Annotated in this window: 28 protein-coding genes and 1 pseudogene; 25 read left to right on the top strand and 4 right to left on the bottom strand. The window is 43.6% G+C overall.

What is annotated here, in order from left to right:
- The coding region (locus tag K7J14_RS07070; protein WP_230754731.1) for a hypothetical protein at positions 1-496 on the bottom strand (496 nt) is incomplete at its 3' end.
- A 24-nt stretch (positions 497-520) separates the two neighbouring features.
- Here K7J14_RS07070 and K7J14_RS07065 point away from each other — a divergent pair.
- The 6 genes from K7J14_RS07065 (at position 521) to K7J14_RS07040 (ending at position 3,797) form a co-directional block, all read left to right on the top strand.
- Complete coding sequence (locus tag K7J14_RS07065) at positions 521-1,039, top strand: hypothetical protein (RefSeq protein WP_230754729.1); 519 nt, start codon at positions 521-523, stop codon at positions 1,037-1,039.
- Positions 1,040-1,260: 221 nt separating this feature from the next.
- Positions 1,261-1,401 carry a hypothetical protein gene (locus tag K7J14_RS07060; RefSeq protein WP_230754727.1) on the top strand — a complete coding sequence of 47 codons (141 nt, stop codon included), beginning with the start codon at positions 1,261-1,263 and terminating at the stop codon, positions 1,399-1,401.
- Between the two features lie 98 nt (positions 1,402-1,499).
- Positions 1,500-1,679, top strand: a complete 180-nt coding sequence (locus tag K7J14_RS07055) for a hypothetical protein (RefSeq protein WP_230754725.1) — start codon at positions 1,500-1,502, stop codon at positions 1,677-1,679.
- Entirely contained in the window at positions 1,661-2,218 is a 558-nt protein-coding gene (locus K7J14_RS07050) for a cellulase family glycosylhydrolase (protein WP_330165592.1), read from the top strand. Before K7J14_RS07055 ends, K7J14_RS07050 begins: the two co-directional genes overlap by 19 nt.
- Before the next feature lie 329 nt (positions 2,219-2,547).
- Positions 2,548-2,970, top strand: coding sequence for a cellulase family glycosylhydrolase (locus K7J14_RS07045; protein WP_230754723.1), 423 nt, complete (start codon positions 2,548-2,550; stop codon positions 2,968-2,970).
- Between the two features lie 71 nt (positions 2,971-3,041).
- Positions 3,042-3,797: an SDR family NAD(P)-dependent oxidoreductase gene (locus K7J14_RS07040; RefSeq protein WP_230752005.1), complete on the top strand. Its 756-nt coding sequence runs from the start codon at positions 3,042-3,044 to the stop codon at positions 3,795-3,797.
- Between the two features lie 52 nt (positions 3,798-3,849).
- Here the strand turns inward: K7J14_RS07040 and K7J14_RS07035 are convergent, their stop codons facing one another.
- Positions 3,850-4,401, bottom strand: a complete 552-nt coding sequence (locus K7J14_RS07035; RefSeq protein WP_230754721.1) for a hypothetical protein — start codon at positions 4,399-4,401, stop codon at positions 3,850-3,852.
- A 231-nt stretch (positions 4,402-4,632) separates the two neighbouring features.
- On the opposite strand from K7J14_RS07035, the gene K7J14_RS07030 reads away from it, so the two are divergent.
- The 5 genes from K7J14_RS07030 to K7J14_RS07015 are packed head-to-tail and all read left to right on the top strand — an operon-like array spanning position 4,633 to position 6,534.
- Positions 4,633-5,643 carry a S1 family peptidase gene (locus K7J14_RS07030; protein WP_230754718.1) on the top strand — a complete coding sequence of 337 codons (1,011 nt, stop codon included), beginning with the start codon at positions 4,633-4,635 and terminating at the stop codon, positions 5,641-5,643.
- Positions 5,644-5,694: 51 nt separating this feature from the next.
- Positions 5,695-5,862 (top strand): hypothetical protein, encoded by a 168-nt coding sequence (locus K7J14_RS07025; RefSeq protein ID WP_230754716.1) that lies wholly within the window; start codon positions 5,695-5,697, stop codon positions 5,860-5,862.
- Positions 5,835-6,050 (top strand): hypothetical protein, encoded by a 216-nt coding sequence (locus K7J14_RS07020; protein WP_230754714.1) that lies wholly within the window; start codon positions 5,835-5,837, stop codon positions 6,048-6,050. Before K7J14_RS07025 ends, K7J14_RS07020 begins: the two co-directional genes overlap by 28 nt.
- Before the next feature lie 5 nt (positions 6,051-6,055).
- Complete coding sequence (locus K7J14_RS16105) at positions 6,056-6,184, top strand: hypothetical protein (protein ID WP_269062386.1); 129 nt, start codon at positions 6,056-6,058, stop codon at positions 6,182-6,184.
- Positions 6,181-6,534: a hypothetical protein gene (locus K7J14_RS07015; RefSeq protein WP_230754712.1), complete on the top strand. Its 354-nt coding sequence runs from the start codon at positions 6,181-6,183 to the stop codon at positions 6,532-6,534. The genes K7J14_RS16105 and K7J14_RS07015 overlap by 4 nt, the downstream gene beginning before the upstream one ends.
- A gap of 181 nt (positions 6,535-6,715) precedes the next feature.
- Here K7J14_RS07015 and K7J14_RS07010 read toward each other — a convergent pair whose 3' ends face one another.
- Entirely contained in the window at positions 6,716-6,871 is a 156-nt protein-coding gene (locus K7J14_RS07010) for a hypothetical protein (protein WP_230754709.1), read from the bottom strand.
- A gap of 2,395 nt (positions 6,872-9,266) precedes the next feature.
- Here K7J14_RS07010 and K7J14_RS16365 point away from each other — a divergent pair.
- From K7J14_RS16365 to K7J14_RS06995, 4 genes are all read left to right on the top strand, one after another.
- Positions 9,267-9,410 carry a hypothetical protein gene (locus K7J14_RS16365; RefSeq protein ID WP_408033968.1) on the top strand — a complete coding sequence of 48 codons (144 nt, stop codon included), beginning with the start codon at positions 9,267-9,269 and terminating at the stop codon, positions 9,408-9,410.
- A gap of 882 nt (positions 9,411-10,292) precedes the next feature.
- A complete protein-coding gene (locus K7J14_RS07005) occupies positions 10,293-10,463 on the top strand; it encodes a hypothetical protein (protein WP_230754708.1) in 171 nt (56 codons plus the stop codon).
- Between the two features lie 32 nt (positions 10,464-10,495).
- Positions 10,496-11,095, top strand: a complete 600-nt coding sequence (locus tag K7J14_RS07000; protein ID WP_230754705.1) for a hypothetical protein — start codon at positions 10,496-10,498, stop codon at positions 11,093-11,095.
- A 237-nt stretch (positions 11,096-11,332) separates the two neighbouring features.
- Entirely contained in the window at positions 11,333-11,737 is a 405-nt protein-coding gene (locus tag K7J14_RS06995; protein WP_230751993.1) for a YHYH domain-containing protein, read from the top strand.
- A gap of 798 nt (positions 11,738-12,535) precedes the next feature.
- Here K7J14_RS06995 and K7J14_RS06990 read toward each other — a convergent pair.
- A complete protein-coding gene (locus tag K7J14_RS06990) occupies positions 12,536-13,456 on the bottom strand; it encodes a hypothetical protein (protein ID WP_230754703.1) in 921 nt (306 codons plus the stop codon).
- Between the two features lie 172 nt (positions 13,457-13,628).
- On the opposite strand from K7J14_RS06990, the gene K7J14_RS06985 reads away from it, so the two are divergent.
- The 10 genes and pseudogenes from K7J14_RS06985 to K7J14_RS06940 all read left to right on the top strand — a co-directional run bounded on the left by K7J14_RS06985 (position 13,629) and on the right by K7J14_RS06940 (position 22,692).
- Complete coding sequence (locus tag K7J14_RS06985) at positions 13,629-14,030, top strand: ArdC-like ssDNA-binding domain-containing protein (RefSeq protein WP_230754701.1); 402 nt, start codon at positions 13,629-13,631, stop codon at positions 14,028-14,030.
- A complete protein-coding gene (locus K7J14_RS06980) occupies positions 14,009-14,278 on the top strand; it encodes a hypothetical protein (RefSeq protein ID WP_230754699.1) in 270 nt (89 codons plus the stop codon). Before K7J14_RS06985 ends, K7J14_RS06980 begins: the two co-directional genes overlap by 22 nt.
- Positions 14,279-14,548: 270 nt before the next feature.
- Positions 14,549-15,406 (top strand): hypothetical protein, encoded by an 858-nt coding sequence (locus tag K7J14_RS06975; protein WP_230754697.1) that lies wholly within the window; start codon positions 14,549-14,551, stop codon positions 15,404-15,406.
- Between the two features lie 89 nt (positions 15,407-15,495).
- A complete protein-coding gene (locus K7J14_RS06970; RefSeq protein ID WP_230754695.1) occupies positions 15,496-15,858 on the top strand; it encodes a hypothetical protein in 363 nt (120 codons plus the stop codon).
- Between the two features lie 106 nt (positions 15,859-15,964).
- Positions 15,965-16,558: a hypothetical protein gene (locus tag K7J14_RS06965; RefSeq protein ID WP_230754693.1), complete on the top strand. Its 594-nt coding sequence runs from the start codon at positions 15,965-15,967 to the stop codon at positions 16,556-16,558.
- A 157-nt stretch (positions 16,559-16,715) separates the two neighbouring features.
- Positions 16,716-18,701 carry a MuF-C-terminal domain-containing protein gene (locus K7J14_RS06960; RefSeq protein WP_230754691.1) on the top strand — a complete coding sequence of 662 codons (1,986 nt, stop codon included), beginning with the start codon at positions 16,716-16,718 and terminating at the stop codon, positions 18,699-18,701.
- Complete coding sequence (locus K7J14_RS06955; protein ID WP_330165591.1) at positions 18,698-19,792, top strand: ArdC family protein; 1,095 nt, start codon at positions 18,698-18,700, stop codon at positions 19,790-19,792. The genes K7J14_RS06960 and K7J14_RS06955 overlap by 4 nt, the downstream gene beginning before the upstream one ends.
- 107 nt (positions 19,793-19,899) lie before the next feature.
- Positions 19,900-20,280: a hypothetical protein gene (locus K7J14_RS06950; RefSeq protein WP_230751987.1), complete on the top strand. Its 381-nt coding sequence runs from the start codon at positions 19,900-19,902 to the stop codon at positions 20,278-20,280.
- Between the two features lie 982 nt (positions 20,281-21,262).
- Positions 21,263-21,957 (top strand): annotated as a pseudogene (locus tag K7J14_RS06945) (SIR2 family protein); the annotation flags it as partial.
- A gap of 6 nt (positions 21,958-21,963) precedes the next feature.
- Positions 21,964-22,692, top strand: a complete 729-nt coding sequence (locus K7J14_RS06940) for a hypothetical protein (protein WP_408033977.1) — start codon at positions 21,964-21,966, stop codon at positions 22,690-22,692.
- The last annotated feature ends 10 nt before the right edge of the window (positions 22,693-22,702 follow it).

The following is a 22,702-nucleotide window of genomic DNA, read 5'->3' as shown; positions in this document are numbered from 1 at the left end:
GCAGCACCTCCCACACGATGGTCCGCCCGCTCTCCCTCGAAATTCGTTCGAGCATCTTCTCCGCGCTCACCCCCGACGCGTCCAGAACCCACTCGCATTCGGCATCTTTATCGCCGCCGCTTGCCGAGCTCGACCCGCCGTTTGCTTCCGACCCGCCGTCGGTCCGTGAAAGCGACATTCTCGACACCGTCCACGCCCCGCCTGATTCCTGCGCATAGAGATTTTCAGTTTTCAGAAAAAGCGAAAACGCCTCCCGGAACTCGGCGCCCCGATACCGGAACGTCGCCCGCCCATTCACCGTGTCGTCGGCCGTCAGCGTAAAGCCGCTCCAGAGAGACAACGCGTAGAGAATATCCCCGTACTCCTGGTTCACAAAATCGAAGGCCGCGGTTTTCAGCTTCCCGCCTGAATTTGTTTCCGCCCTCGCGGCGAAGCGCAGAGACAAAGAGCGAGACAGACCGCGAGCGAGCGAGCGGGCGATGATGCGAACAAGCAAATGACATCGAAGCGAGCGATACTAATGCTTCCATGCCCCGACATCGCCCTCGATCCGTCTTTCTGGCCCAATATCCGCTTCAAAAAAAACAGCAAGCCTCAACCGGACAGAAAACCCGACGCAAGTCCCCGACGCGATCGTCCACAACGCACCCGCCGCGAGCGCCGGCACAAAGGGCATCCTCCGTTTCCCCTTCCTGAATTCCGCATCGACGAGGGCCCCGTGCACAAAACCGTCCCGGCCGTTATCGCCTTCGCCGCGAACTCGAATCCTCCCCAGCGCCTAGCAGCATGCACGCCGCAAGGTCCCGTTCCCGCCGTCTTCCTTCCTCCCGCCGCAGCGTCCGCCATCGTCCTCGCCGCGAGAAACCACAAACCCGCTCCCGCGCACCCTGCAGAATGCGCGAAACCTTCCGCCGAAAACAGAACCGCTGCCGCCTCCAGTGGACGGGTATGCATCCTCATCGTCCTCGCGTCCTCTACCGCCGCCCTCGCGTACAAAAACGCGAACGCCCAAAACCGCGCCCAATCCAGAAAATCGTAGTCCATGCCCTTTCATAGCCCGGATCAGCGTTGCCGGCCCGGAATACAAGAACGGAGGAGGGGGAACAGCTCTCCCTTTAGCGACTGGCTGCGCCCCTTCCCGATAGCTCTCAAGACGCGGCTCCCCCTGGCTTCGCAGGTATTTCTTGCCTATACCTACCGTAGGTATAGGCAAGAAAACGCTACTACGCCGCCCCCTCGTCCTGGTGTATACTTGACCTCATGAATACACTTCGCTCAAAACAATTCGCCTTTTTATCTTCTTTGATTTCTTTCCTCGCCTTCGTGTTTTTCGCAGTTTCTCCGCATATTCCGCAGGAACAGGCGAGAAGTCCGGTTCCGGACTGTCGACAGCGCCTGTAACCGGGCAGGATAGGGGAGATCTGATTCAGGCTCGGGAACCCTGCTGTCGAGCCGGACGGCTCTCCGTACACGGTGCGCGGGTCGCGTTCGGGAACTCGGTGTGGTCGAATCCTTCGAGCGCGAACGGCTTTACGCACCACACGATGGACGACTACGCCGCGGCAGCCGCGATGGGCTTTAACTCGGTGCGCTTCTACATCAATTACGGGCTCTTCGAAGACGACTCTAAACCCTACGCCTACAAGGAAGCGGGCTTCGCCTGGCTCGACCAAACATAGCAGCCGCGAAAAAGCAGGGCATCCGTTCTTCTCAACATGCACTATCCCCAGGGCGCTACCAGTCGATCGGGCAGGGCGACGCCCTGTGGAACAACCCCGCTAACCAGAAACGCCTCGGCGCGCTCTGGAAGGAAATCGCCCGCAGGTACGCAGGCGAAAGCGGCGTTCTCGGCTCGGCATCCTCAACGAGCCGTTCCGTCTCCGGCATGAAGCAGTGGGAAACCCTCGCGCAAAACCTCATCGACTCGATCCGCTCCGTCAACCAGCGCCACCTCATCTTCGTCGAGCGCGCCATCTGGCTTAAAAACGGAACAACGGCGGAAATCGAACAGAACCTCTACTTCCCCCAGGGACTGAAAGATCCGAGCGGACAACTCGTTTATGAATTCCACCTCTACGATCCGATGCCCTTTAGTCACCAAAATGCAAGTTGGACAAGCTATAAAGGCTCGTATGCCGTCTGGCCCGACAAAACCGGATCGAGGCGAAAAATAAACGATGGGCCGGTTTTACCGACTCCAATCCCGCCGCTCCTGTAGACCGCGACGGGTGGATTTACCTCGAAGGGGCCGTTCACTATCCCGCGAACGATAGATTCAAACTGGGCCACCCGACCGTTCAAGCCCGCTCGCTCGGCCGTTCGGGCTCAGTTCTCGTCTCGGATCTGGAAATAGAAGAGTTCGATCCCGAGGGAAGATCCCTCGGCGTCGTATACCGCTCAGCGGCGGATTCCGAGTCAGGCTGGTATTATTGGTCTGAAGACTCGAGCGGCTCGTTCGCCAAAAAAGCGGGCGGACGCACCGCAAAAACTGCGCTTGAGATCAGCGGCTCAACCGGCGACGCCAACATCAGCGACCACGGCTCTCCCTTGAAAATCACGCAAGGCAACGGGTACAAGGCGAGCGGCTGGGTTAAAATCAAGAAAGCCGATCCGTCGTCGCGCGTCGTCGTCCGCCTCGATTACTACTCCGCGGACTCGGTCCATGTGTGGAACAAGGCGTATCTTGAATCGGTCTTCAGGGAGTACGCCGACTACGGAAAAACGCGCAACGTGCCGCTTTACATCGGTGAATTCGGCCTGATGCGCGAAGCTTTCGCGGAGAACCGCGGCGGAGAAATCTGGATCGCCGATATCCTGGACATCCTTGCCGAGTACTCGATCAACTACAACTATCACACCTGGCACGAAAGCGCCTTCGGAATTTACGGAAACGACCGCGGCTACCCCGATCCCGCTTGGGCGAACCGCGTCCTCATCGACGCTTTCACCAAAGCCCAAACGGGAAACTGAGCGGAAAAAATTGAGTAGCCTTCCTGTTTCGGTATGCTGATATTAACGGTATCGCTCAAGGAAAAAACAGAATGAAACAGATTGCCATAGTAACCGGAGCTTCCAGCGGAATGGGTTCGGACTTCGCCCGGCAGATAGACGGGCGGGAAGGAATAGACGAAATCTGGCTCGTCGCCAGAAGACGTGCGCGCCTTGAATCCCTCGCCGGCGAATTGAAGAATGCCCGCGCCGTCATCATCGAAGCCGACTTGTCTACCGACGAAGGCATCTCGATTATCACGGCGAAGCTTGCCGCCGAGAAGCCTTCCGTGCGCATCCTCGTGAACAACGCAGGCTACGGAAAGATCGGGAATTTCTCCGACCTTTCGCGCGGCGACAACCTGGGCATGGTTGACCTTAACGTGCGAACCCTGACCGCGCTCACCTACGACGCGCTCCCGTACATGGCAACGGGTAGCTCCATCATACAGGTGGCCTCCCTCGCGGCCTTCCTTCCGATATCCACGATGGCCGTCTACGCCGCCTCGAAGTCCTACGTGCTCAGCTTCAGCGAAGCCCTTGCCGTAGAACTCGAAGCCCGCGGCATCTCTGTTACCGCTCTCTGCCCCGGCCCCGTCGCCACCGAGTTCTTCGAAATCGCCGCGAACAAAAAGGACCACGGCATGAAGGGTCTCGTACCGAGCTCCCTCGTCGTCAGCCGCGCCCTCAAGGCGGCCGAAAAAGGCAAAGCCGCTATTCTTCCGACCGCTATCTGGAAACTGACCGCCTTTTTCACCCGCTTCGCCCCCCGGAAATTCCTCGCGCGCGCAGCAGGCAGGATGATGTAACGAAAGGGGAGCGACGCTGCATCGAATCTCAGGATTCAGTCTCGTTCCTTTTTCAGATACTCGAAGGCTTTGTCGAGGCCCCACCCGAAGGGATACACGGCAGAATATTCGTCCTTCCCGAAGGTAAACTTTTCGGTTGCGAATTAGAACTGAAACGGTATCCGTCTTTAATGTAGAACTCGGATATCGAAACAGCTCTATCGTCGCAGAACACGACGTATACGATCGAAGCGGTTATCAGATTCTTCAAAGAAGACTCGATCCCGGATCCCTCCTTGTGTACATTCACAGCGCCGTTGGAGTCGCTAGCCGAAAGGAAGTACGAGACGCTGATCGGCTTTTTGTCCGCGCGTTCTGGACCGATAAGTTTCGCCGCCAGTCCTTTAGCCTTCGGCATGCCGATTGTCTTTTTCAGCTTATGCATCGACGCCTCGATATGATCGTACGCCTCGTCTATGTCGGTAAAATTTCGAGTATGTTTGTATTCGGGAAAGAAAAAGGAAAAGTCGTTTTCCTTCGCGTATTCGGCCGCCTTTTTCTTCTGCGCCGCCGCAGGCCCAAGCACTACCGCAATAAAAATAACCGCCGCCGCTAATCTTCTCATACCGTCTCTCCTTTTCCGTAATCCGCAATATCGAGATTTACTCGTTAGGGATTTACGTTATATACTAGGGGTTCATCACGTAAAATGCCCATACATAGTAAGGTGATTTCATGAAAAAGACAGTCTTTCCAGTCATTCTCGCAGCGGTGTTCCTGGTCGGTTTTGCTTCCTGCCCTCCTCCGCGACTCAGCCAGGGGAGAGGGCGCCGCGATTAATTCAAAAACAGTAGAAATGATAAACTCCAATTGCTACGAAGTCGTTGCGAAGAAACCAACTTCGGATTCTCTTTCATATGAGGCTGAACCCCATTGGAACCTTCTCGATTTCAAGGAACGGAACGATCCGTACATCGGTCTGGGGACCGCTTTCGCCGTCAGCCGGACTGAACTGGTGACGGCAGCCCATGTATTAGGCCTCGATCGGGATTCTCTTGTATTCACCGAACGCTACATTCGGCAAAAAATACGTACCGGCAGCGGCAAGACCGAGGAGATAGTCCGCGAAATCGATACCGTCGTTTCCTACTCGTCGAACAGGGATTATGTGGTATTCACCGTAAAAGACTTCGAGTGCTCTTCATGGTTCGAAATCGCGGATGAAGCGCAGTTCAACAAAACGATATATACCGCCGGCAATGCATACGGCGAGGGCATCGTCATACGCGAAGGCCGCCTGCTCGATACGCTTCCCGAACCGGAAAACGGCGAATGGGAATACCTGAAAAGCTCCATCGCGACCAATCCCGGAAACTCAGGCGGACCTCTTCTCGATTCTTCTTTCAAGGTAATCGGGATTGTTCTCAGCAAAAAGGACGATTTCTGCTATGCGCTCGGCATGAAGGACATCATTCCCGGCAAAGCGATACTATACTCGCGCCTGAATTTCGGTTTCTCGATATTCACAAAAAAACTGACGCGCACCACGGTTAAAGAGACGGCCTTGCCGATGCCCTATCGTGATCTCGTACAGTGGCTGTCTCTCAGAAATCGGGAAATCGCTTCCGAGGGCATGGCGGCTCTTCTGGAAGAAAACAGGGATGATCTCTTCCCGAACGGCCCGAATTCGCTGAAGGTTCTGAACTCCATCTATGTCTCGGCTTTTCCGCAATTGTGTCTGCAGGGGAGCAACGATAATTCCTGGTTCATGTCGAACATACAGGCGAATTCCTCCGACATCGGAGAGAACGGCAAAGTGTATTGGGGCGAGCCGTACGAGAATTCAGGCATATTTTTCTCGATATAGAAATCCTGATTCCGTCCCCCCGCCGAATACACTGATAATCCCAGGATTCTCATGGATCATATCGTCAAAGGCATAAAATACGAACGCAAAGTGACGTCTTCCGATATCGGCGTCCGCATTACTTCCATGGGCGATCCTTTGTATACCGGTTCTCATGTAGATCGTTGGGGCCGCCGGTGGGATATACATCAATGGCTGATGAATACGCCGACCAGATGATCATTATTTTCTCGACTCCGACACCTCAGGGCGTTTCTCTCCTGTACAAGGACATTTCCAGCGCGGATCGAACCGATTGGATGTGGGACATGAAACATTTGGTGGACTTCGTCGGGATTTCGTATATGGGAACACTGAAGAATGGAAGGCCTTTTTCGCTCGTCCCGATTTTCTTTCAGGCCCGCTGAAACAAATGTCGTTTTCGTACGAAAACGGCAAAACTGCGGCTCTTGATGCCGGAGATTTTTCATTGAAGGCTTTCGACCCCGTCGTTCCGATCGAGGATAAAACCCTCATGCTTATTAATCTTAATTCCTGTTGAAAAACGACGAACCCGTCTGGGACGTGCGCAGGGCGATTCTCGCGGAGGTTCGACCCGAACACTTCGCCTATATCATGCGCATGACCGAACCTGATCCCGCCTGCCGAAAACCTTCCATGACGAATGGCAGAATTACGCGCTTGAAAGAAAACACCGTACTCAGGCGTCCCGTATGTCGAGGAAGGCAATTCAAAAGCCGGCAAGATTCACGAACTTTCATACTGGATTCCGTCACTATGCCCAAGAATAAAAACCTCTTCTTCATTTTCCTCGGAAAATCCGGTCTCGTCTCAAACGATACAATGACCGGCGCCCTGCGCTCGCTTGAAGAAAACATCGCTATACGCTAACCGTTCAGCCTGAGACCCGCCCAAAGCCGCCCGTTCCTCCGGCTTCGGTACATGCAGGAGGACTGAAATCAAATATCGACTATAAATCAAGTAGTGTTAATCGACTTGATTTTCGTGACAGTCCTCGATCGTCCGGTAGTATCGCAACGTGGTGATAATGCCAGGAATATCAGCACGATAGTCAGCCGGAACGGCAGGGTTCGCGAATACTGGACAGGAGTCCGCTTATCCAGCCGAAGGGGGCGGTAGCCAGCATGATGATCATGTGTTGGACGGCCATAACCCGCGCGCGCTCCTTTTTGTCTACGTACAAGGCGACGAGTGATTCCGCCAGCATCGCGAGAATGCCTGCGCCGAAACCGTCGAACGCCAGCGAAAAAGCAAGGAGCGCGTATCCCGGGGCAGCAAGCGCGTGTGCCGGAGCGGGGATGAGGGCCAGTATATTCTGCCCGATGAAGTAAGAAATAAACCAAAGAGCAAGGGTTTTTGTAGTCGGGGGTAGCGGTTACCCTCGGGATTACCGTGAACAGAAAAAACATGGCAATGAACGATTCAGCATCGGGAAGAAGGGCAGAACAGCGTCCGGCACGAGGAGCTTTCTGCTTGCGATTACCTGCCAGAAGGTGGTGTTCACCATGCCGACGGCGCCCACGAGAGCTGCGATGACGAGGGAGAATATGCTTCCCTTCGAGCGGAGAATGATTCTGATAACCCTCCGTATCCCGCAAGGAGCGATGGGATGCTTTTCCCCTTTGTTTCCGCATTCTCACTACGCCGGTCGAGGTTTCATGGGACGCGGCATACAGGATGAATATCTTGGCGGTCATGACGATGAAAGCGTTAAGGTAAGAATCCTGACCGCGGGAACGAGGGATATCCGGGCGACAAGGAAGCTCGCAATCGGCGCGAAGAGAGCGAGAGATGGCTTGCGATGATCACGAGGGAATAGACCTTGGTTATCTGGTCTTTTTCCACATCTTTACGAGAAGACAGTCCCAGGAATTCTGCGTCACCTTCCACATCCGTTGACGAGCTGGGCTCCAAGAAAGACCAGAAATTTTGGGCGAACATCCAGATACGCAGGCACGCACCAGGCAAGGAAATCAAAGACCGCCGTGGTTTTGCGGCGTCCCATTTTGTCGGTGATGACTCCGCGAGCAGTCCGAACACCACCTGCGACAACATTCCGACCGTAGTCAATAAGCCGATGTCGGCATCTTAATGCCGAGCGCCAGCATGTAAATAGACGCATAGGGGAGACAGAGGCTCATGGAAAGTCCCACATGGGTTCTGTATATACGCACGCGCGTGCGTTCCGCGCAAACCGATCAAGGTTGTAATTAACGAGTTTTCTGCCGTCTTCATAGTGGAAACAATAGTATCTATAGCAGGCTGAGTTGTCAACAAGATCGATCGCAATGAGATGCAAATCTCTTGCAGCATAAAAAGGATGCTTACACTTTTTTCCCTTAAAAGCAGTGAATTTTATGATAAAATACTTGAAGTACTAATTCCAATAGTCTTTTCTGTAGCCTGTTTCGGCGGCATAGGTTTTGGGGTATAATTTCTCTATTATATCTACCCTTCTTGAGGGCTGGTTATAATTTGCTCGCGATCATCGCCACGGCGATGGAGGAAAAAATGAAGTCAGAAAAGCGTCAATTAATGATCTGCCAAAGATACTTGATTTGTATAAGAATTGAATCCGGAAGTGATGAATTGGATTTACCAACGCGGAAGCCATTTGGAAAAAAGCGAATTCCAACATGTGCTGACGTATTTAGTTGCGATTGAGGATAATGAATGTCGGAACCTGTAATATAGCAATAATCGACAATTTAACGCGATCCGGCAGGCCTTATGGAATAATTGAAAATGTCATCATTCAATCAGACACAGAAGAAAAGGAATAGGCAAAATATTGGTGGAAATGCCGTTGAACTAGCAAAAGCGAATAATTGCTATAAAGTAGTATTGTTAAGCAGTTCAAAAAGGATCGAAGCGCATCAATTTTATGAATCGCTTGGGTTTAATGGAAATTCAAAAAAAGGTTTTGACTCAGGTTGCTATGAGAGATAAACCCTTTTATTGCAATGATTATCAAACGGTACAAGCGAAATAGTCGGCCTTTTTAGGAAATATAACCGGCAACGGCATCCGGCTGCTGTGCTTATAATGCGGGTTTCTAACTTCAAGTGTTATACTAAGTATCGGCTGTTCGCCGTCGGCGCAGTATTGGTTGAGGGTGCCATGAGTGTGCAAATCGCTATAGATAATTACGATGATCTTTTTCCGATTTTGATATCAGAGGATACGAAGAACGGTATTTCTCTTCGGATTTTCTCAATGAATTAAGAATGCGGACTATCAAGTTGTTCAGTAAAAAAGAACTCGAGATTGTTTTCGTGATCGATAAAACAGAACGAAATGCAACGTATGAAGCAATTATTTCCGGAAGATTGAAGCTATTCTTCAATAACAGGTATGAAAGAAATAACAGGAAGAGAAAAAAATTGCTCTTCGATGCGGTGCTGCTTGAATTGGTCGGGATAGCGTTTATGTTGATTACTATGTATCTGTCAAGCACTTTGATAATTTACCAATAACTAATAAAGATTCTTTTTACTAGTTATTGTAAATTATATGAAATTCTTGAAAAGAGGTAAAGTTATGGAAATGAATTACAAAAAACCTTTGAACGAGCGTATTTCATCAAGGGTGCATGCGAAGGAATGTTTACTGTTTCTGAATGCGCTGATCGTTTGAAAATTACTCAACAACGGGTTAAACAGCTAAAACGAGCCTATAGAACGATCGGCGCAGCAGCTTTTATTCATGGGAACAAAGGACGAGCGCCTGCATCAAAAAATCCCTGAGGAAATTAAAAACGAATAGTCGAGTTAAAACAGTCTGATGCATACCGAACAACAAATTTTGTTCACTTTAGAGAATTATTAGCGGAATATGAAGGAATTCGTTATAGCAAAACAACAATAACGAATATTTTAAAAAATGCAGGTATAAAAAGTCCGAAACGACGGCGGCCAAGGAAATTAAGCAACCGCATCCTCCAAGACCACGAAGAGAGTGTTTTGGAGAATTGCTTCAAGCAGATGCAAGTCCTTATGATTGGCTTAATACTGGAGAAAGTATTCGCTCCACGGATATCAAGATGATGCAACAGGAAAAATCACTGGATTATACTTGTGCAAAAATGAATGTCTTCTAGGATATCTTGAAGTAACACGTCAAACACTTGAAAACCATGGAATACCTTTAAATATTTACCCGGATCGTGTAGGTGTGTTCTTTGTAAATCGAAAAGATAGGGACAAAATAAGTATAGAGGACAATTAAAAGGGAAATCTGAAGCAAAAACACAAATGGGAGAAATTCTTGAAGAATTAGATATTTCCTTATTTCCAGCGGGATCACCCGAAGCTAAAGGAAGAATTGAGCGATTATGGCAAACACTTCAGGGCGTTTACCGACAGAATTTCGAATACGAGGAATTAAGACAATTGAAGAAGCAAATTCTTTCTTAACACAGGTATATATAGAACATTTAATAAACAATTTTCTGTTCCTCCTGCAAAAGATGATAGCCGATTTGTACCTTTGGAAGACACCACATTCCTGGATACGCTTTTAACAGCACGAGTTATTCGGAAAACCATAGCCAGGGAGTGTTCTCATTCGAGAACTTTAAGTTCGTTATCGATGCACCGGAATGTCGAAACAAGCAAATTACAATTGTAATGAGCGAAAAAATTGGAATAAAAGCTATGTGCGGTAAATCGTTTTATGATATTCGTTTCTGCGATTTTTATGACAATCGTCATTTATATACTCATATGCCAGAAGTCACTCAAATTCTTATAGATAAATACCTCCGAGTAAATGCGAAAAAGGATAGCAAGGTGAGTTAACGTAAGGAGACGGCCATGGCAGAAGAAATAAAATGCTCTTTGACCCGATTCAGCAAGCCCGTGAATATGTATGGGATGCCTGGGACTCAATAAAAACTGAAGAAAAAAAAACTATGGCGTTAAGAGCGCTTCAACTCGATCCCTTATGTTGTGATGCATACAATATCCTTGCCTTGTATGCAAAAAGTAATAAGAAACGTTTAGAATTTTATAAAAAAGGGTTGGAGAGTTTTCTTGAACGTACAAATCAAACCGAGTTTGATGAATACATAGGGAATTTCTGGAGCATACAATTCCGCCCATATCTTCGTAGTATATATGGATATGGAACAGCATTGTGGGATGAGAATCTAACCACTGATGCAATATCACAGTTTCAATATTTGCTCACACTTGATGAAACGGATCACATGGAGGCACGCGTAAAACTGATGTACTGGTTTGCGAGTAGCAAGCAATATATGGAAGCGACAGAAGAATTGTTGTTTTTTCCTAAGAACTCATATCACTATATTTTTGGAAAGCTATTTATAGAACTTCAAATAAACAATAATTATTCTGGGGTAATTAAAGCATATGAAAGGGCAACTGAAACCAATCACATCATAATCGATTTAATAACAGGAAAATGAAAGAACCAGAGCAGTATCCAGAATCCTACAAACAAGGAAGCAAAGAGCAAGCTCTCTGTTACTATCACCAAATTAGTTCTGAATGGAAGGATTCACGAAAAAAATTACGTGCCGTAGTCATGAAATAGCTTCACATGAAGCTATTTTGGCTGTTAAGAACATAAATTATTTTATAATAGATTTGTTCAATATTTGAATAGATAATAAAGAATCTTTTGCTTGTTAAGGAAGGAACTTATGAAAAAGTCTTTAATGGTTTTATTATTTCTGAGTGTATGTGCAACACTAACATTTGGTCATAGTGGGAGAACTGATGCGAATGGAGGACACTATAACAGAAAGACAGGAACCTACCATTATCATAATGGTGGCAAATCCAGTACTCCCTCGGAAAAGGCAAAAACTTCAGAAACACCGAAAACGACAATATCCTCGTCCGACGTAGGAAGCAAGGTTCATGTTATTCAAGATGCTAATTTACGAACAGGTCCAGGGTCAACGTTTGAAATACTAAAAGTGATAAAAAAAGATTCCTATGTAACGATATTAAGTGTTGAAGGAAATTGGGCAAATGTTGAGTCGGAAGAGTTATTTGCTGGCACTGCGTGGATTTCAACTTCATTACTAAGAACGGAAAAATAGAATCATATATTTCTTTGCAACAGGTGTTTATAAACCTGTTGCCCTGCTGCTTAATCTTCTATACAAAAAAATCATAGTAGCATGCGAGATACTATCCACAATCGTCCGGCTCTTTAATGGCCTCCTCATGTGGATAGTATCTAGAGCAAAATTAAGTTCCGCGACAGACAAGAAAGAATTAGCCTCACATGAAGCTATTTTCCCAAATTCGAGGTTATCAAGCTACTAATTAAATTAGCTTCACATGAAGCTAATTCTCATCAATGAAGAAGATGTGGGCTTGTCAATGATATCCTACTGGCCCGCATACAGGGCAAGATAAAGGGCGTGGTACAAGGCGGGTTAATTCTTTGTTATATATAGATATATCTGTACCACATAGATTCATTAGTACCACACTTGCGATATATTTCCTTGTATGGTATGGACTTATTTGTACCACACACCAGAAAAGTTATGATTAGAGAGAGCTAGACAAGTTTAGAAGAAAAAAAAGCCCTGAACCAGAGTGTTCAGGGCTTAATCGGTCTCAGTTAATTAGCTTCATGTGAAGCTAATTTATGGCTTGAGAGAATTAGCTTCACATGAAGCTAATTCTCGATAGATTGTTTTTGAAAGTAGTCGGCAAGACGTGAGCGAAGTACTAAATCGATTGGTTCAAAAAAACGTACCGCAATATCACACAAGAAGTTCCGGCAATATCAATTATCTGTTTTCGCAATACGACAGCGCGAAGGGTTGCAATTTCACTGGGAGACGTAAATGGAATTTTAAGTACTAGCTTGTCGTCGCCTTCGATCAAGTTGTTTTCAATGCATAGCAATCGTGCTCCTGAAAAAGAAATATTCTGTATAGAACAATCCAATTTTGTTTCATGAAAAAGACTTCAGTCGCCATTGGATTCATGCGAAGCGCATCTATATTCTTCTTAGATGCGCTCACGCGTACATCGGCGCGCAACCGCTGAACGTGTGTAATATCGAGAAGGGTCATCCATGTATCATGCAAAGGCGGCTCGATTGTGTCCGGTGAATAAGAAAAGGTGAATATCCAATGTCTTGTTTTTGTTTGCATAGTCGTTTCATATGATACCGGAAGTGAAAATGAATCCAATCTGGTTGTAATCTTCACGAAGGTGGGATCAATGAATTGATCTGGCTTTTCTTTTGAAATGAACGAGATATGAGATTTTGAAAAAGCAAATACAACGGAAGGTTGTATTGTGTTCGTACTATGAATTGATACACTTGCAATATCAAGACGAGATATAACATCAGGTGTGAGTAAAACATCCATGAGAAAGACTCCTTTGAAGTAATGAATCAATCGCTTCATACGATAGCTTGCCTTTTGTGAGCAAGTGTATTCCAAGTCGTGTATAAAACGAATCAGATAATGAATATGTATAATCAGGATAGTGTTCCGAAGATATGAGACTGCGCGTTTTGTTTTATCAACCCGAGAGGCATACTGCTTAAATAGTATCGATACTGGCATGGATAAGCCAGGTAAAGAGCTTTTCCCAGTTTCAGAATTTCTTACACAATATACTCTTCGATGAGCAGGGAATGTGTAATACAGAAATAACACAGCATGAGGGGGATAGAGTAATTCAACACCGTTTGGTTTTTCAATCATGGTGTCCTCATGACCATCAGCATAGAGAGTATAAAAATGAGGTGCATTCAATATCTCAACACTCAGAATTCTATTGTTCATATAAATCACTATACAGCGAATAACAAAAAGTGCAATACAATGACATTGACGCATACAAGTGGTTGTTGTTATACTAACTACAAGCTGAACTCAACGACAGAATCAATCACTCGTTTTTCTTACGAAACATTATTCGTGAGCATTGATTGATTTCCTCATCAGAGAGGTGTCTATGAGTATCAGAGAACGGCAGATCACTGACGAACTGTTCTATAAAAAATTTGAACGAACTTATCAAAATCTTACATTAACCGGAAAAGCACCATGGCTCAAAGAAGGAAAGATTGAACGTGATATAGCGTACAATCCAACTTCCGGAGTTATATTTAAAGGCGTTAATGCACTCATGCTCGAAATGAGTGCTGCTGAGCAAGGCTTCAAAGAATCCAGATGGTTATCAGAAAGCGAAGTCAATAATCTGAAATTACGTGTTCGCCCAGGAATGGAACCAACACCCATTGCCTATGTAAACCGTTACGCTCATGCAACTGATGTACATCCTTCAACTGGAAAAGCATTCGACGAAAACATCCGAAACAGAAATACTACTACATGTACAATATTGAACAACTGAAAGAGTATTCTTTAATACGAGAATCAGGCTTAACACTTGATCGAGCACTGGTTCAAGAAAAGATTAAAACAGTTGTAGAGAATACCAAGACAAATCGGTTTCCCGAAATACTTGATAAGGTAAGTAGTAGTGCAGAACAGAAGATAACGGATGAAAAAGCACGGCTTATCGCTCAAGAACTTTCACGTTATCGTATGACTCAAGAATTCAAAGGAATTTTATTCCACAGGCTCCACTACTTGCCATGAAGGATGCTTCAATTAAAACACACGGAGCTACACTTCTTACAACCTTATATCACGCAGAAGTTGCAAAAGATCGTTTTATCTCCCGAGGTATGAATCTTGAAAATGATAAAGTGCGAACAGTCGCACGAACTAGACAACAAGAACATCAACAAGGGCTTTCACTGTAAGAAATGTAACAATTTAAATAATTAGCTTCATATGAAGCTAATTATTTTTTTATCCACCTGAGCAATCATTCTTTTAACAACTGTTCGATGGAGCAAAAATACAATGAGCGATTCTGACTTTAGACAAGCTTCAAGCAATACTTATAAATATATCCCTTCAGTCGGAGCTGATGGTTTTATTGATTACACGGGAGTAGAACCGGATAAAGTTTACCTTGCAAACCGGAAAACAATACTGGAAGAAGAATACCCTTCCTATCTTCCACCAGTACACATACGAAGAAATACCAACTATGACATTCCTGCGTACAAGGTACGTGATAATGTGTATTTACTTCGTGAATCCGATGAATTACGGCGTGATGAGAATGGCAAACTCCATAATCCACGTATCTATAAAGTCTCGCTTGATGTATATGCCGCCTTGGTCAATTATCATCTTGAGTTTGACCGTGCCGCCTTCGTAGCAGTCGCAAAGCTAAACGAAGAGTCACGTGCAAAAGCGTTAAAAGAGGGAATAAATGAATACCCTGCAATAAGAGAAAAAGATATACCAATAATCCCTGGTAGATTTGATGCACGTTCAATAAGTAACACGTACACCCATAGATACCCGCATATAGAACATAAACCATCCAGGGTTTCCTTAAAGAGCACTAAAAGCGGACGAATGGGGGTAGAAGCCTTTTATTTCATTCAAGACATGAATAACGCGTATGGAGGAACATTAAATCGGGGCGGCATATTTAGAATGCACCGTGAATGCCTTGATGATGTTAACCAGAAAATACTCGATATGGAGCTACAGAAGGCCGACTGGGAATCGACCTGGACTAAGGGTCGGGAAACCTCGTATGGGGATACAAATCTTGATGATTCGTTGCTGCAAACGTATGGCATACGGGTTAAACGACAGAACGGTGAGAATATATCCAAAAAGGAGATTGAGGAGCTAAAATAGCTCTTGATCGAGTTCATTCAGTATTTGGAAATATCTCTGATGTTTCACAAGCATGGGGGCTAAAAGTAAGCCATGCAGGAAACACAAAGATGCACGCTTCAAAGTATATCGGTCTTTTTACCCCGTACTATCGGGCAATCGGTATTTCCTTTGCTGGAGGTGAAGCCGAAGCAAGCCTGACGGCAATTCACGAATATGCGCACTTTATGGATCATTTGTCCGGCAAAGAACTAAATGCATGGCACGCTTCCGATATTCCAGGAACTCTTGAAAACCAAATTGCGGTGGAATTCCGTGGACAGATGATAGATGTAAAAGGCGCATATTGGAGCAGAACGTGTGAGTGTTTTGCCCGTGCGATAGAAGAGTATGCACAGATCACGCATATTCGTGAACAAGAGGTGGTTGACAACTTTTCGATAGACTCTATAAACAAAATCAATGAAAAATAGCGAAGCCCGGTAGTGTGAAATATCTTCCTTTCAAAGAAAATATAGAACCTTTGGTTAATAGACTTTAGAGCAGTATAGAGAGCGTTATACAAGTAAACAGCAAGAGGTGAGTAAGTCCGGTCTTGTTCTGGAAAATACTACGAGCAAAGCTATTCCTGCTATTCCTCAGGAAGTCACTATCGAAGAGCTTCAAAAAGAGATCTATAGCCTGGCCGTGGAAAAAAACAGACTTGAGAAAGAAGCGAGAAGTATAACTGAAAAAATAAATGAAGAACGCAGAATTCTTTTCGAGCAGGAATTGAAAAGAATCAGTACAGAAATAGGAGCCATTGATAGGAAGCTATTATTGCAAAGTGAATCAGGCGGTGCTGAAGAACTAGCACGCAACCTCGAAGGACAAAAAAAGGAACTTGCTGAAAGATACAATGCCGTTCGATATGATTTTACTCCAGAAAGCGAAAGCCTAAGAGCGTATCGTGAAAAGGAAACGCAACTACATTCAAGCCTACAAGAAATCGATAAAGAAGGTATGCGACTTACCCTCAAGTTGATGGAACTTGAGAAGAAGGAAGAGGAAAGAAAAAAGGAAGAAAAGGAACATTCTCTACTGACGGGTACGTTTACTCAGCTAGAGTTATTTGAAAAGGCGGCAGAATATAGTGCGCAAGAGAGGAAGAAGGGAGAAGTGTTACTGAAATAATCGAAGGAGATCCCACGATAACGAGGGAGCATATTCGAGAGGTAAAGGCAGCGCAAAGAAAATATACCAAGGGGATTCTCAAGGGAACAAAAAGCGGATTATGGACAGCCTTTAGAGATTTCAAAAAGCACGGTATTTTGATATTCAAGGCGCTCAGGTGGCAACCGGTCAAGATGGAAAAATTACCCGTGAAGGATGGGAGCAACTTCACCAAGCATTACATATTTATCGCGATAAACGATTTGAAACATTCCGTGTGCTTTTCGTCACCCCTGATGGGGTTATCACTGACCAGTTAGCGATTTCCAGCTATTTACCCACAAAAGTGGCTCTTTTTTCACTCACTAGTGAACTGGGAGAGCACGTTAAAGACTATGCTGTACGAACAAATACTAAAATTGTATTTGTCCATAATCATCCTTCAGGGAATGTGTCTCAAACACCACAAGATGAAGCAATCACCAAAGACCTTGAATCAACATTGATCGGGACAGATGGGCGGCCTCTTTTACTTGGTCATATTATTCTTGACCATGATTCTTTTGGATTATACGAATCGAATACCTGGGATACCATTCATGTTAAGACTCAGGGGCGTGATCCACTACTAAAAACACGATTACCGGAGTTTACTCAAGAGAAAATCATTAATCCGATGGTATTGCGCGATATAGCCGAAAAAATCAATGAAAATGATAGATGGAATAATACGGACTGGGTTCCTGTAGCATTTACCAGTGCCGATGCTCGAATTGGAGGCATACGGTATTACTCAAAAGAATGGTTTGAAACCGTCTCTTCCAATGACATGGCGAGACAATTTCAGACTATAAGCGTTCAAACAGGTGCACTATGGGCATTTCCAATTCTTTCAGATGAACTTGCTCAGGACACCCTTTTATGCACTGCTATCAAAGAGCACATGAAAGAAGGGTGTTTCATGGACTTCTATATTGCCGGAGCCACATCAGAAGAATTTGACCTCCATCATTATAGAGGCTCTTATTTCTCGTTTATGTCACAAGCAGAGGTAAAGGAGCGAACAACGACCGATGCGACTTTCGCGCTTGAAGGACTAACTGTAATTACACAAACAACGGATGAGTCTGTAGCATCAAAAGTTTTGGAAGAATATAACGGAAAAGAACGTAATGAGAACCTCTTCCGAACGGACATTACCGCTGGACTTTTTGCAGCTCTTGAGGGTATCTCACGAGCGGATATAGGTAAACCAAATGTGTTTATCACTATCACAGAAAAGACACCTTTCGCCCTTACAGTAAATGGGTTACCTGACACAAAAATAGCTATGTACCGCGATAAAATTGCACGTGCGTTGTATCTGGAGCCGGTACAGCCTGGCCAACGGTTCCAACATGGGCATTCCGATGGACTGGATAAAAATATCATTAAGAGGGTCTTCAAGGAGCTTGCAAACCCATATTACGTGTTTGCGTCGAGAGATGGAGCTTCACTGGTGGGGGTGTATGACATTCAAGATAAAAACGGCGAGCCCGTTATTATTTCATTCCGACATAAAAATGCAGACCACCAAGTAGAGGCAAACTGGATCACTTCGCTCTATGGGAAAAATGAAGCGGGAATTGAACGATGGGCACAGGATGGTCTTTTACGATATGTAAACGACAAAGAAAAAGCGACTGAATTGACCTTTACGCTCCAAATGCGAGTTAAGTCCAATTCAGTCGCTTACAGTAAAAATATAATACGTAAATCTGAGCTTGTCAACAGTGGTTTTGTACAAGAATCACAACAAGAATATTCAAGAGGAAATGGAGGAAGAACGATGGAAGATAACAGAAAAGAAGCAAATTCATTGGAGTCTTTTGTGTTAACCAATGAGCAGGACAGAAAGCATTTTTATGTAAGCATCGGTATTGACCCTGCTGAACCCTTGTTTCCCGAAGGGAAATCATTACAAGACATTACTTCGGTTATGGCGGGGCCGCTAGCTCATGATGAGTCAGGCTTTGTCAGCCAGAAAGAATATGTATTATCAGCAGATGACGTTTTATATGCAGCATTTGTTTCTGATATAGACCATGAACAGGGTACGCCACTTTCGTCTATACACGGACTTGATAGTTTTCTAGTCAAAAAAACTTCAGTCTCGATGGTATAGAACAAGGAAATTACTTATTCAATAAAGCGCTCGCTGAAAGAGAGAGATACCTCGAAATACAGAAAGACCTGAAAAACCCTCAACAGACTGAAGTTAAAGAAGCGATAGAAGAACCTAAAAAGTCGTATAATCAGCTACACACAGAACGGATTCTTGCTTCGCTTAAGTCAAGTTCCGCCCCCTTCCTTGGTCAACCGGCTAAGAATGCTTCCATAACACTTGTACCACAAGCAATCCGTTCTGCAGAAACAGGAAGAGCGTTTCGTGGAATGAATCAAATCATTGCGCAAATTATGACACAGGAAGCAGGAGGAAAAGACTACGAGCTTATTACCTACGAACAGGCAAAACGGCATGGGGCAGGTATTAAGAAAGGTTCTGTAGGGATAAATCTTACAACATTTGATGTTGCAACCAAACATCAGAATGTCTATCGCTATTATCCTAAATCGTCTGTATATAATCAGGAAAAACTTCCAAAATTACCAGAACAGAACAAGAATCCTGAAATTATTGTCGAGTGTAATGAAACAACACCAGATAAATATCTTGGTAAGTATCTAGCGGCAACATCTCTCGGTGCTCGATTTGAAACTACGAAAGACACGATGGAGGCATTTCAGAAGAACCTTGAGGAAGATCTCAAACGATCTTATGATGAGAAGTGTTATACCAGAATTTTCGAGCTTGGGAATAAAGCGAGCGTGATTTGTCAAAATACCATGAGTGAAATTGGACAACAAGCACGTGACGGAGAAAAAATCAGGCAAAAGGTGAGTGAAAGCAGATCTAGATATGAGCCATACAACCCGGTTACAGGGGAGAAGTTTGTTGGTTTGGCCGCAAAAAAAGCTCAGCATGTTATGGGGATGAGCAATTCTCATGATCCACGATTCTTAGAGCTTTCCGATATATTGAAGGCCGGATTAAAACTAAAAGAGGCTGTAAAAGAGCCCTTGGTTATCTCTGATAATGGTAAGTCACGATTTTTCTATAATGCGAAAGATGTTGAAGGGGTACCACCTATCAAGATTAAGACAATTAGCCTGAGTCAACAACGAAGTAAAACCGATGCGGAGCTGCAATTATGAGAAACAGACCTCTTGTGCTATTACTCATATGTCTTTCCCTCTTAAACATTGGGTGTAAGAAATTTCAAAGTCGCTCTTCACAAGAAAATCCGTATGTAGGAACATGGATGAGTACATATGTATATAAATCTGGATATACAAACTCATATTTTATGCCAGTCGCAATTAAACTTGTAGAGCACGTGATGACTGTAAACGATGACGGAACCTTTGAACAAAGTGTTATTCTACAATATGTCGATGATACAGTCTCCATATCTTCATATTCTGGTACATACACATTTTCAGATACTGAAATAACTCTTCAAACGACAAGAGGATTCTCAGATAATGATATTATTCCCGAAGACAGACTTCCTGGTAATGAATCATATCTCAGGCAGAAAAAAAGCATAACAGCAAAGGAGGTATACTTCTCAGAATCGCCAGAAAGAGATGAGTATAATCAGCTTAAATATCCAATCATTCTTACTTATACCAAAAAATAGTGTATAAACATCACTTTGGAGAATCTTTGATCACCCAACTTTAATGTAGGTACTATCATATAAAGGCCAGTACATAGGTACTGGCCTTTCTTGTTGATAACACTTACGAACCACTTGAATATCACTCAAATACCTATTACAGAAGTAAGAATTACAATAATACCCACAATGTGCCAAAATACGATACCCTTGTTGTTCATGCAATAGAATTCACTCAATCAACAAGGATGAAAACAATCTGGTTTTTCAAAAAGGCAGTGTTAAATTAAACCCTACTTTTCTTATAGGGAGTAAGAATCCTAAGAAAGCACACTTGTTAACTAATACATACTCCGAATAGTTGAAAAAAAGAAGATCGAATCTTCTGGATATCAGTAATAAGACTAATAAGGCATTAGAAATATTCTAAATAGTGGAAATTCAAAGATCAAAATGAAGAACTTAGGTTTAAGTCAACACAAAGAATAACTATATAAAATAAAATCAGTGACATTTTTTTAGATCATGTTATACTGATCAGTAGAAAACCCTTTGAAGTGTATGAATTCACAACAAAGATTTACTTGAGGATACTATATGTAATAACTATTCATTAACTAATGATTTTTTGTGGTTCTTTACTAGTTTCTTTTAACATATTTTATCAAAACCATATTAATGTCCTAAAACAAGATAATATTGATTCTTTTCATGTACACAAGAAGATTCTACATGGACAAACAAGCAACTGTGAATCTATCACTCCAGACAAGCTACATACGAGAATTGTTAGATTCGTAGTTTCTATCAATCTTATTTTTTCAATCTATATTTATCATATTATCTTGTTGTTTAACATAAACATATTATTTATTGAGAACAGCCAAATAGTTGTTCGACGGACGCCTGCGGCGCAATGAGATGAAAAAATTACACCTATTTTGTTTTCCGCTTTATGCTCAATAGATTATAGAAAATTTGTATTAAATGAAGGAGTAATAGAATGAAATTAGATAGGGATATTGAATCGTTTATAAATAACTATGTAAAAGCGTTGAAAGAAAAAAATGCTGTAGCGTTTATTGGATCAGGAATGTCGGTATCTCAAGGTTTTTTCGATTGGAAAAAACTATTAAAACCAGTTGCTGATAAGCTTGGGCTTGACATTAATGATGAGCAACATGATTTAACTTCATTGGCTCAATTTTTTGTTGACGATCATGGAGGAGTTAGGGGAGAACTAGACCAAATACTTGTCGAAGAATATGGTAAAACAAAAATGTCAGTCTCTGATAATCATCGGATTCTAGCTAGACTTCCAATTCAAATATATTGGACCACCAATTATGATAGACTAATTGAAAACGCATTATTAGAACAGGGTAAAACACCTGATATTAAAAAAGCACAATCAGATTTGACAGTAAATCTACCAAAGCGAGATGCAATTATATACAAAATGCATGGAGATATTGAAACTGTATCTGAAACAGTTCTAACAAAACATGAGTATGAAGATTATAATAAAAAAGAGAATTGTTTAGTAATGCATTTAAAAGTGACTATGTTTCTAGAACATTTTTATTTATCGGATTCAGTTTTACTGATCCCAATCTTGACTACTTAATTAGTCGTATAAGAACAACATTAGGCCAGAATATAAAACCAGACTATTATTTCATAAAAAAAGAAACGGATACAAGATTGCAGAGAAGGCAAGAACTTAGAGCGAACTCCTTAAAAAAATACGGATTAAATCCATTATGGATAAATGAATATCCCGAAATAACTACAATTCTTAAGGAAGTAGAATCTAGATTTTTACGGACAACAATTTTAATATCAGGTAGCGCTGAAAATTATGGAAGTTTTGGTGAAAAAAGAGCTGTAGAACTTCTACATGACCTTAGCAAGTCTCTTTCAAATAATTCATACAAGATTCTGACAGGCTTTGGCTGGGGTGTTGGTAGTGCTGTAATTAACGGGGTTTTAGATAATATGGAAAGTGAAAGAAATCAAAACATGGACAATTACTTAATTATGAGACCTTTCCCTCAATTTGAAACTCACGGAAAAAACTTAAAAGAATTATGGGTCGAATATCGAAAAAGATTTATACCCTTAGCTGGTATTGCAATTTTTGTTTTTGGAAACAGAAAGAACAAAACTACCGGAGTTCTTGAAGAAGCAACTGGAGTAATTGATGAGTTCAACATTGCTTTTGAGAATGGACTCTTATTAATTCCTATTGGAGCCACAGGATTTGTGTCAAAATGCCTTTGGGATCAAATTATTGCTTCATTTAAGGATTTCTTTCCTAATCATGAATATTTACTTGACGATTTCAAACTACTTGGTGATACTACTATTGATAACTCAGTGATAATTAAAACCGTTTTAAAAATAATCAATACATTGAATTCAAGGCAATAGAACACAAAAA

This window comes from Teretinema zuelzerae (assembly GCF_021021555.1).
GTDB classification, from domain to species: Bacteria; Spirochaetota; Spirochaetia; order Treponematales; family Treponemataceae; genus Teretinema; species Teretinema zuelzerae.
This window is presented reverse-complemented; position numbering and strand designations above follow the sequence as displayed.

Excerpts from the sequence above, each read along its gene's own strand:
- K7J14_RS07020 (WP_230754714.1), top strand. The coding sequence starts at position 5,835 with ATGGCTGATGAATACGCCGACCAGATGATCATTATTTTCTCGACTCCG.
- K7J14_RS06980 (WP_230754699.1), top strand. The coding sequence starts at position 14,009 with ATGTACAATATTGAACAACTGAAAGAGTATTCTTTAATACGAGAATCA.
- K7J14_RS06995 (WP_230751993.1), top strand. The coding sequence starts at position 11,333 with ATGAAAAAGTCTTTAATGGTTTTATTATTTCTGAGTGTATGTGCAACA.
- K7J14_RS07010 (WP_230754709.1), bottom strand. The coding sequence starts at position 6,871 with ATGCTGGCGGAATCACTCGTCGCCTTGTACGTAGACAAAAAGGAGCGC.
- K7J14_RS07040 (WP_230752005.1), top strand. The coding sequence starts at position 3,042 with ATGAAACAGATTGCCATAGTAACCGGAGCTTCCAGCGGAATGGGTTCG.
- K7J14_RS16105 (WP_269062386.1), top strand. The coding sequence starts at position 6,056 with ATGTCGTTTTCGTACGAAAACGGCAAAACTGCGGCTCTTGATGCCGGA.
- K7J14_RS07035 (WP_230754721.1), bottom strand. The coding sequence starts at position 4,401 with ATGAGAAGATTAGCGGCGGCGGTTATTTTTATTGCGGTAGTGCTTGGG.
- K7J14_RS06950 (WP_230751987.1), top strand. The coding sequence starts at position 19,900 with ATGAGTACATATGTATATAAATCTGGATATACAAACTCATATTTTATG.
- K7J14_RS07005 (WP_230754708.1), top strand. The coding sequence starts at position 10,293 with ATGAGCGAAAAAATTGGAATAAAAGCTATGTGCGGTAAATCGTTTTAT.
- K7J14_RS06985 (WP_230754701.1), top strand. The coding sequence starts at position 13,629 with ATGAGTATCAGAGAACGGCAGATCACTGACGAACTGTTCTATAAAAAA.
- K7J14_RS07000 (WP_230754705.1), top strand. The coding sequence starts at position 10,496 with ATGCTCTTTGACCCGATTCAGCAAGCCCGTGAATATGTATGGGATGCC.
- K7J14_RS07030 (WP_230754718.1), top strand. The coding sequence starts at position 4,633 with ATGATAAACTCCAATTGCTACGAAGTCGTTGCGAAGAAACCAACTTCG.
- K7J14_RS06970 (WP_230754695.1), top strand. The coding sequence starts at position 15,496 with ATGCACGCTTCAAAGTATATCGGTCTTTTTACCCCGTACTATCGGGCA.
- K7J14_RS07025 (WP_230754716.1), top strand. The coding sequence starts at position 5,695 with ATGGATCATATCGTCAAAGGCATAAAATACGAACGCAAAGTGACGTCT.
- K7J14_RS06975 (WP_230754697.1), top strand. The coding sequence starts at position 14,549 with ATGAGCGATTCTGACTTTAGACAAGCTTCAAGCAATACTTATAAATAT.
- K7J14_RS07065 (WP_230754729.1), top strand. The coding sequence starts at position 521 with ATGCTTCCATGCCCCGACATCGCCCTCGATCCGTCTTTCTGGCCCAAT.
- K7J14_RS07060 (WP_230754727.1), top strand. The coding sequence starts at position 1,261 with ATGAATACACTTCGCTCAAAACAATTCGCCTTTTTATCTTCTTTGATT.
- K7J14_RS16365 (WP_408033968.1), top strand. The coding sequence starts at position 9,267 with ATGTTTACTGTTTCTGAATGCGCTGATCGTTTGAAAATTACTCAACAA.
- K7J14_RS06990 (WP_230754703.1), bottom strand. The coding sequence starts at position 13,456 with ATGAACAATAGAATTCTGAGTGTTGAGATATTGAATGCACCTCATTTT.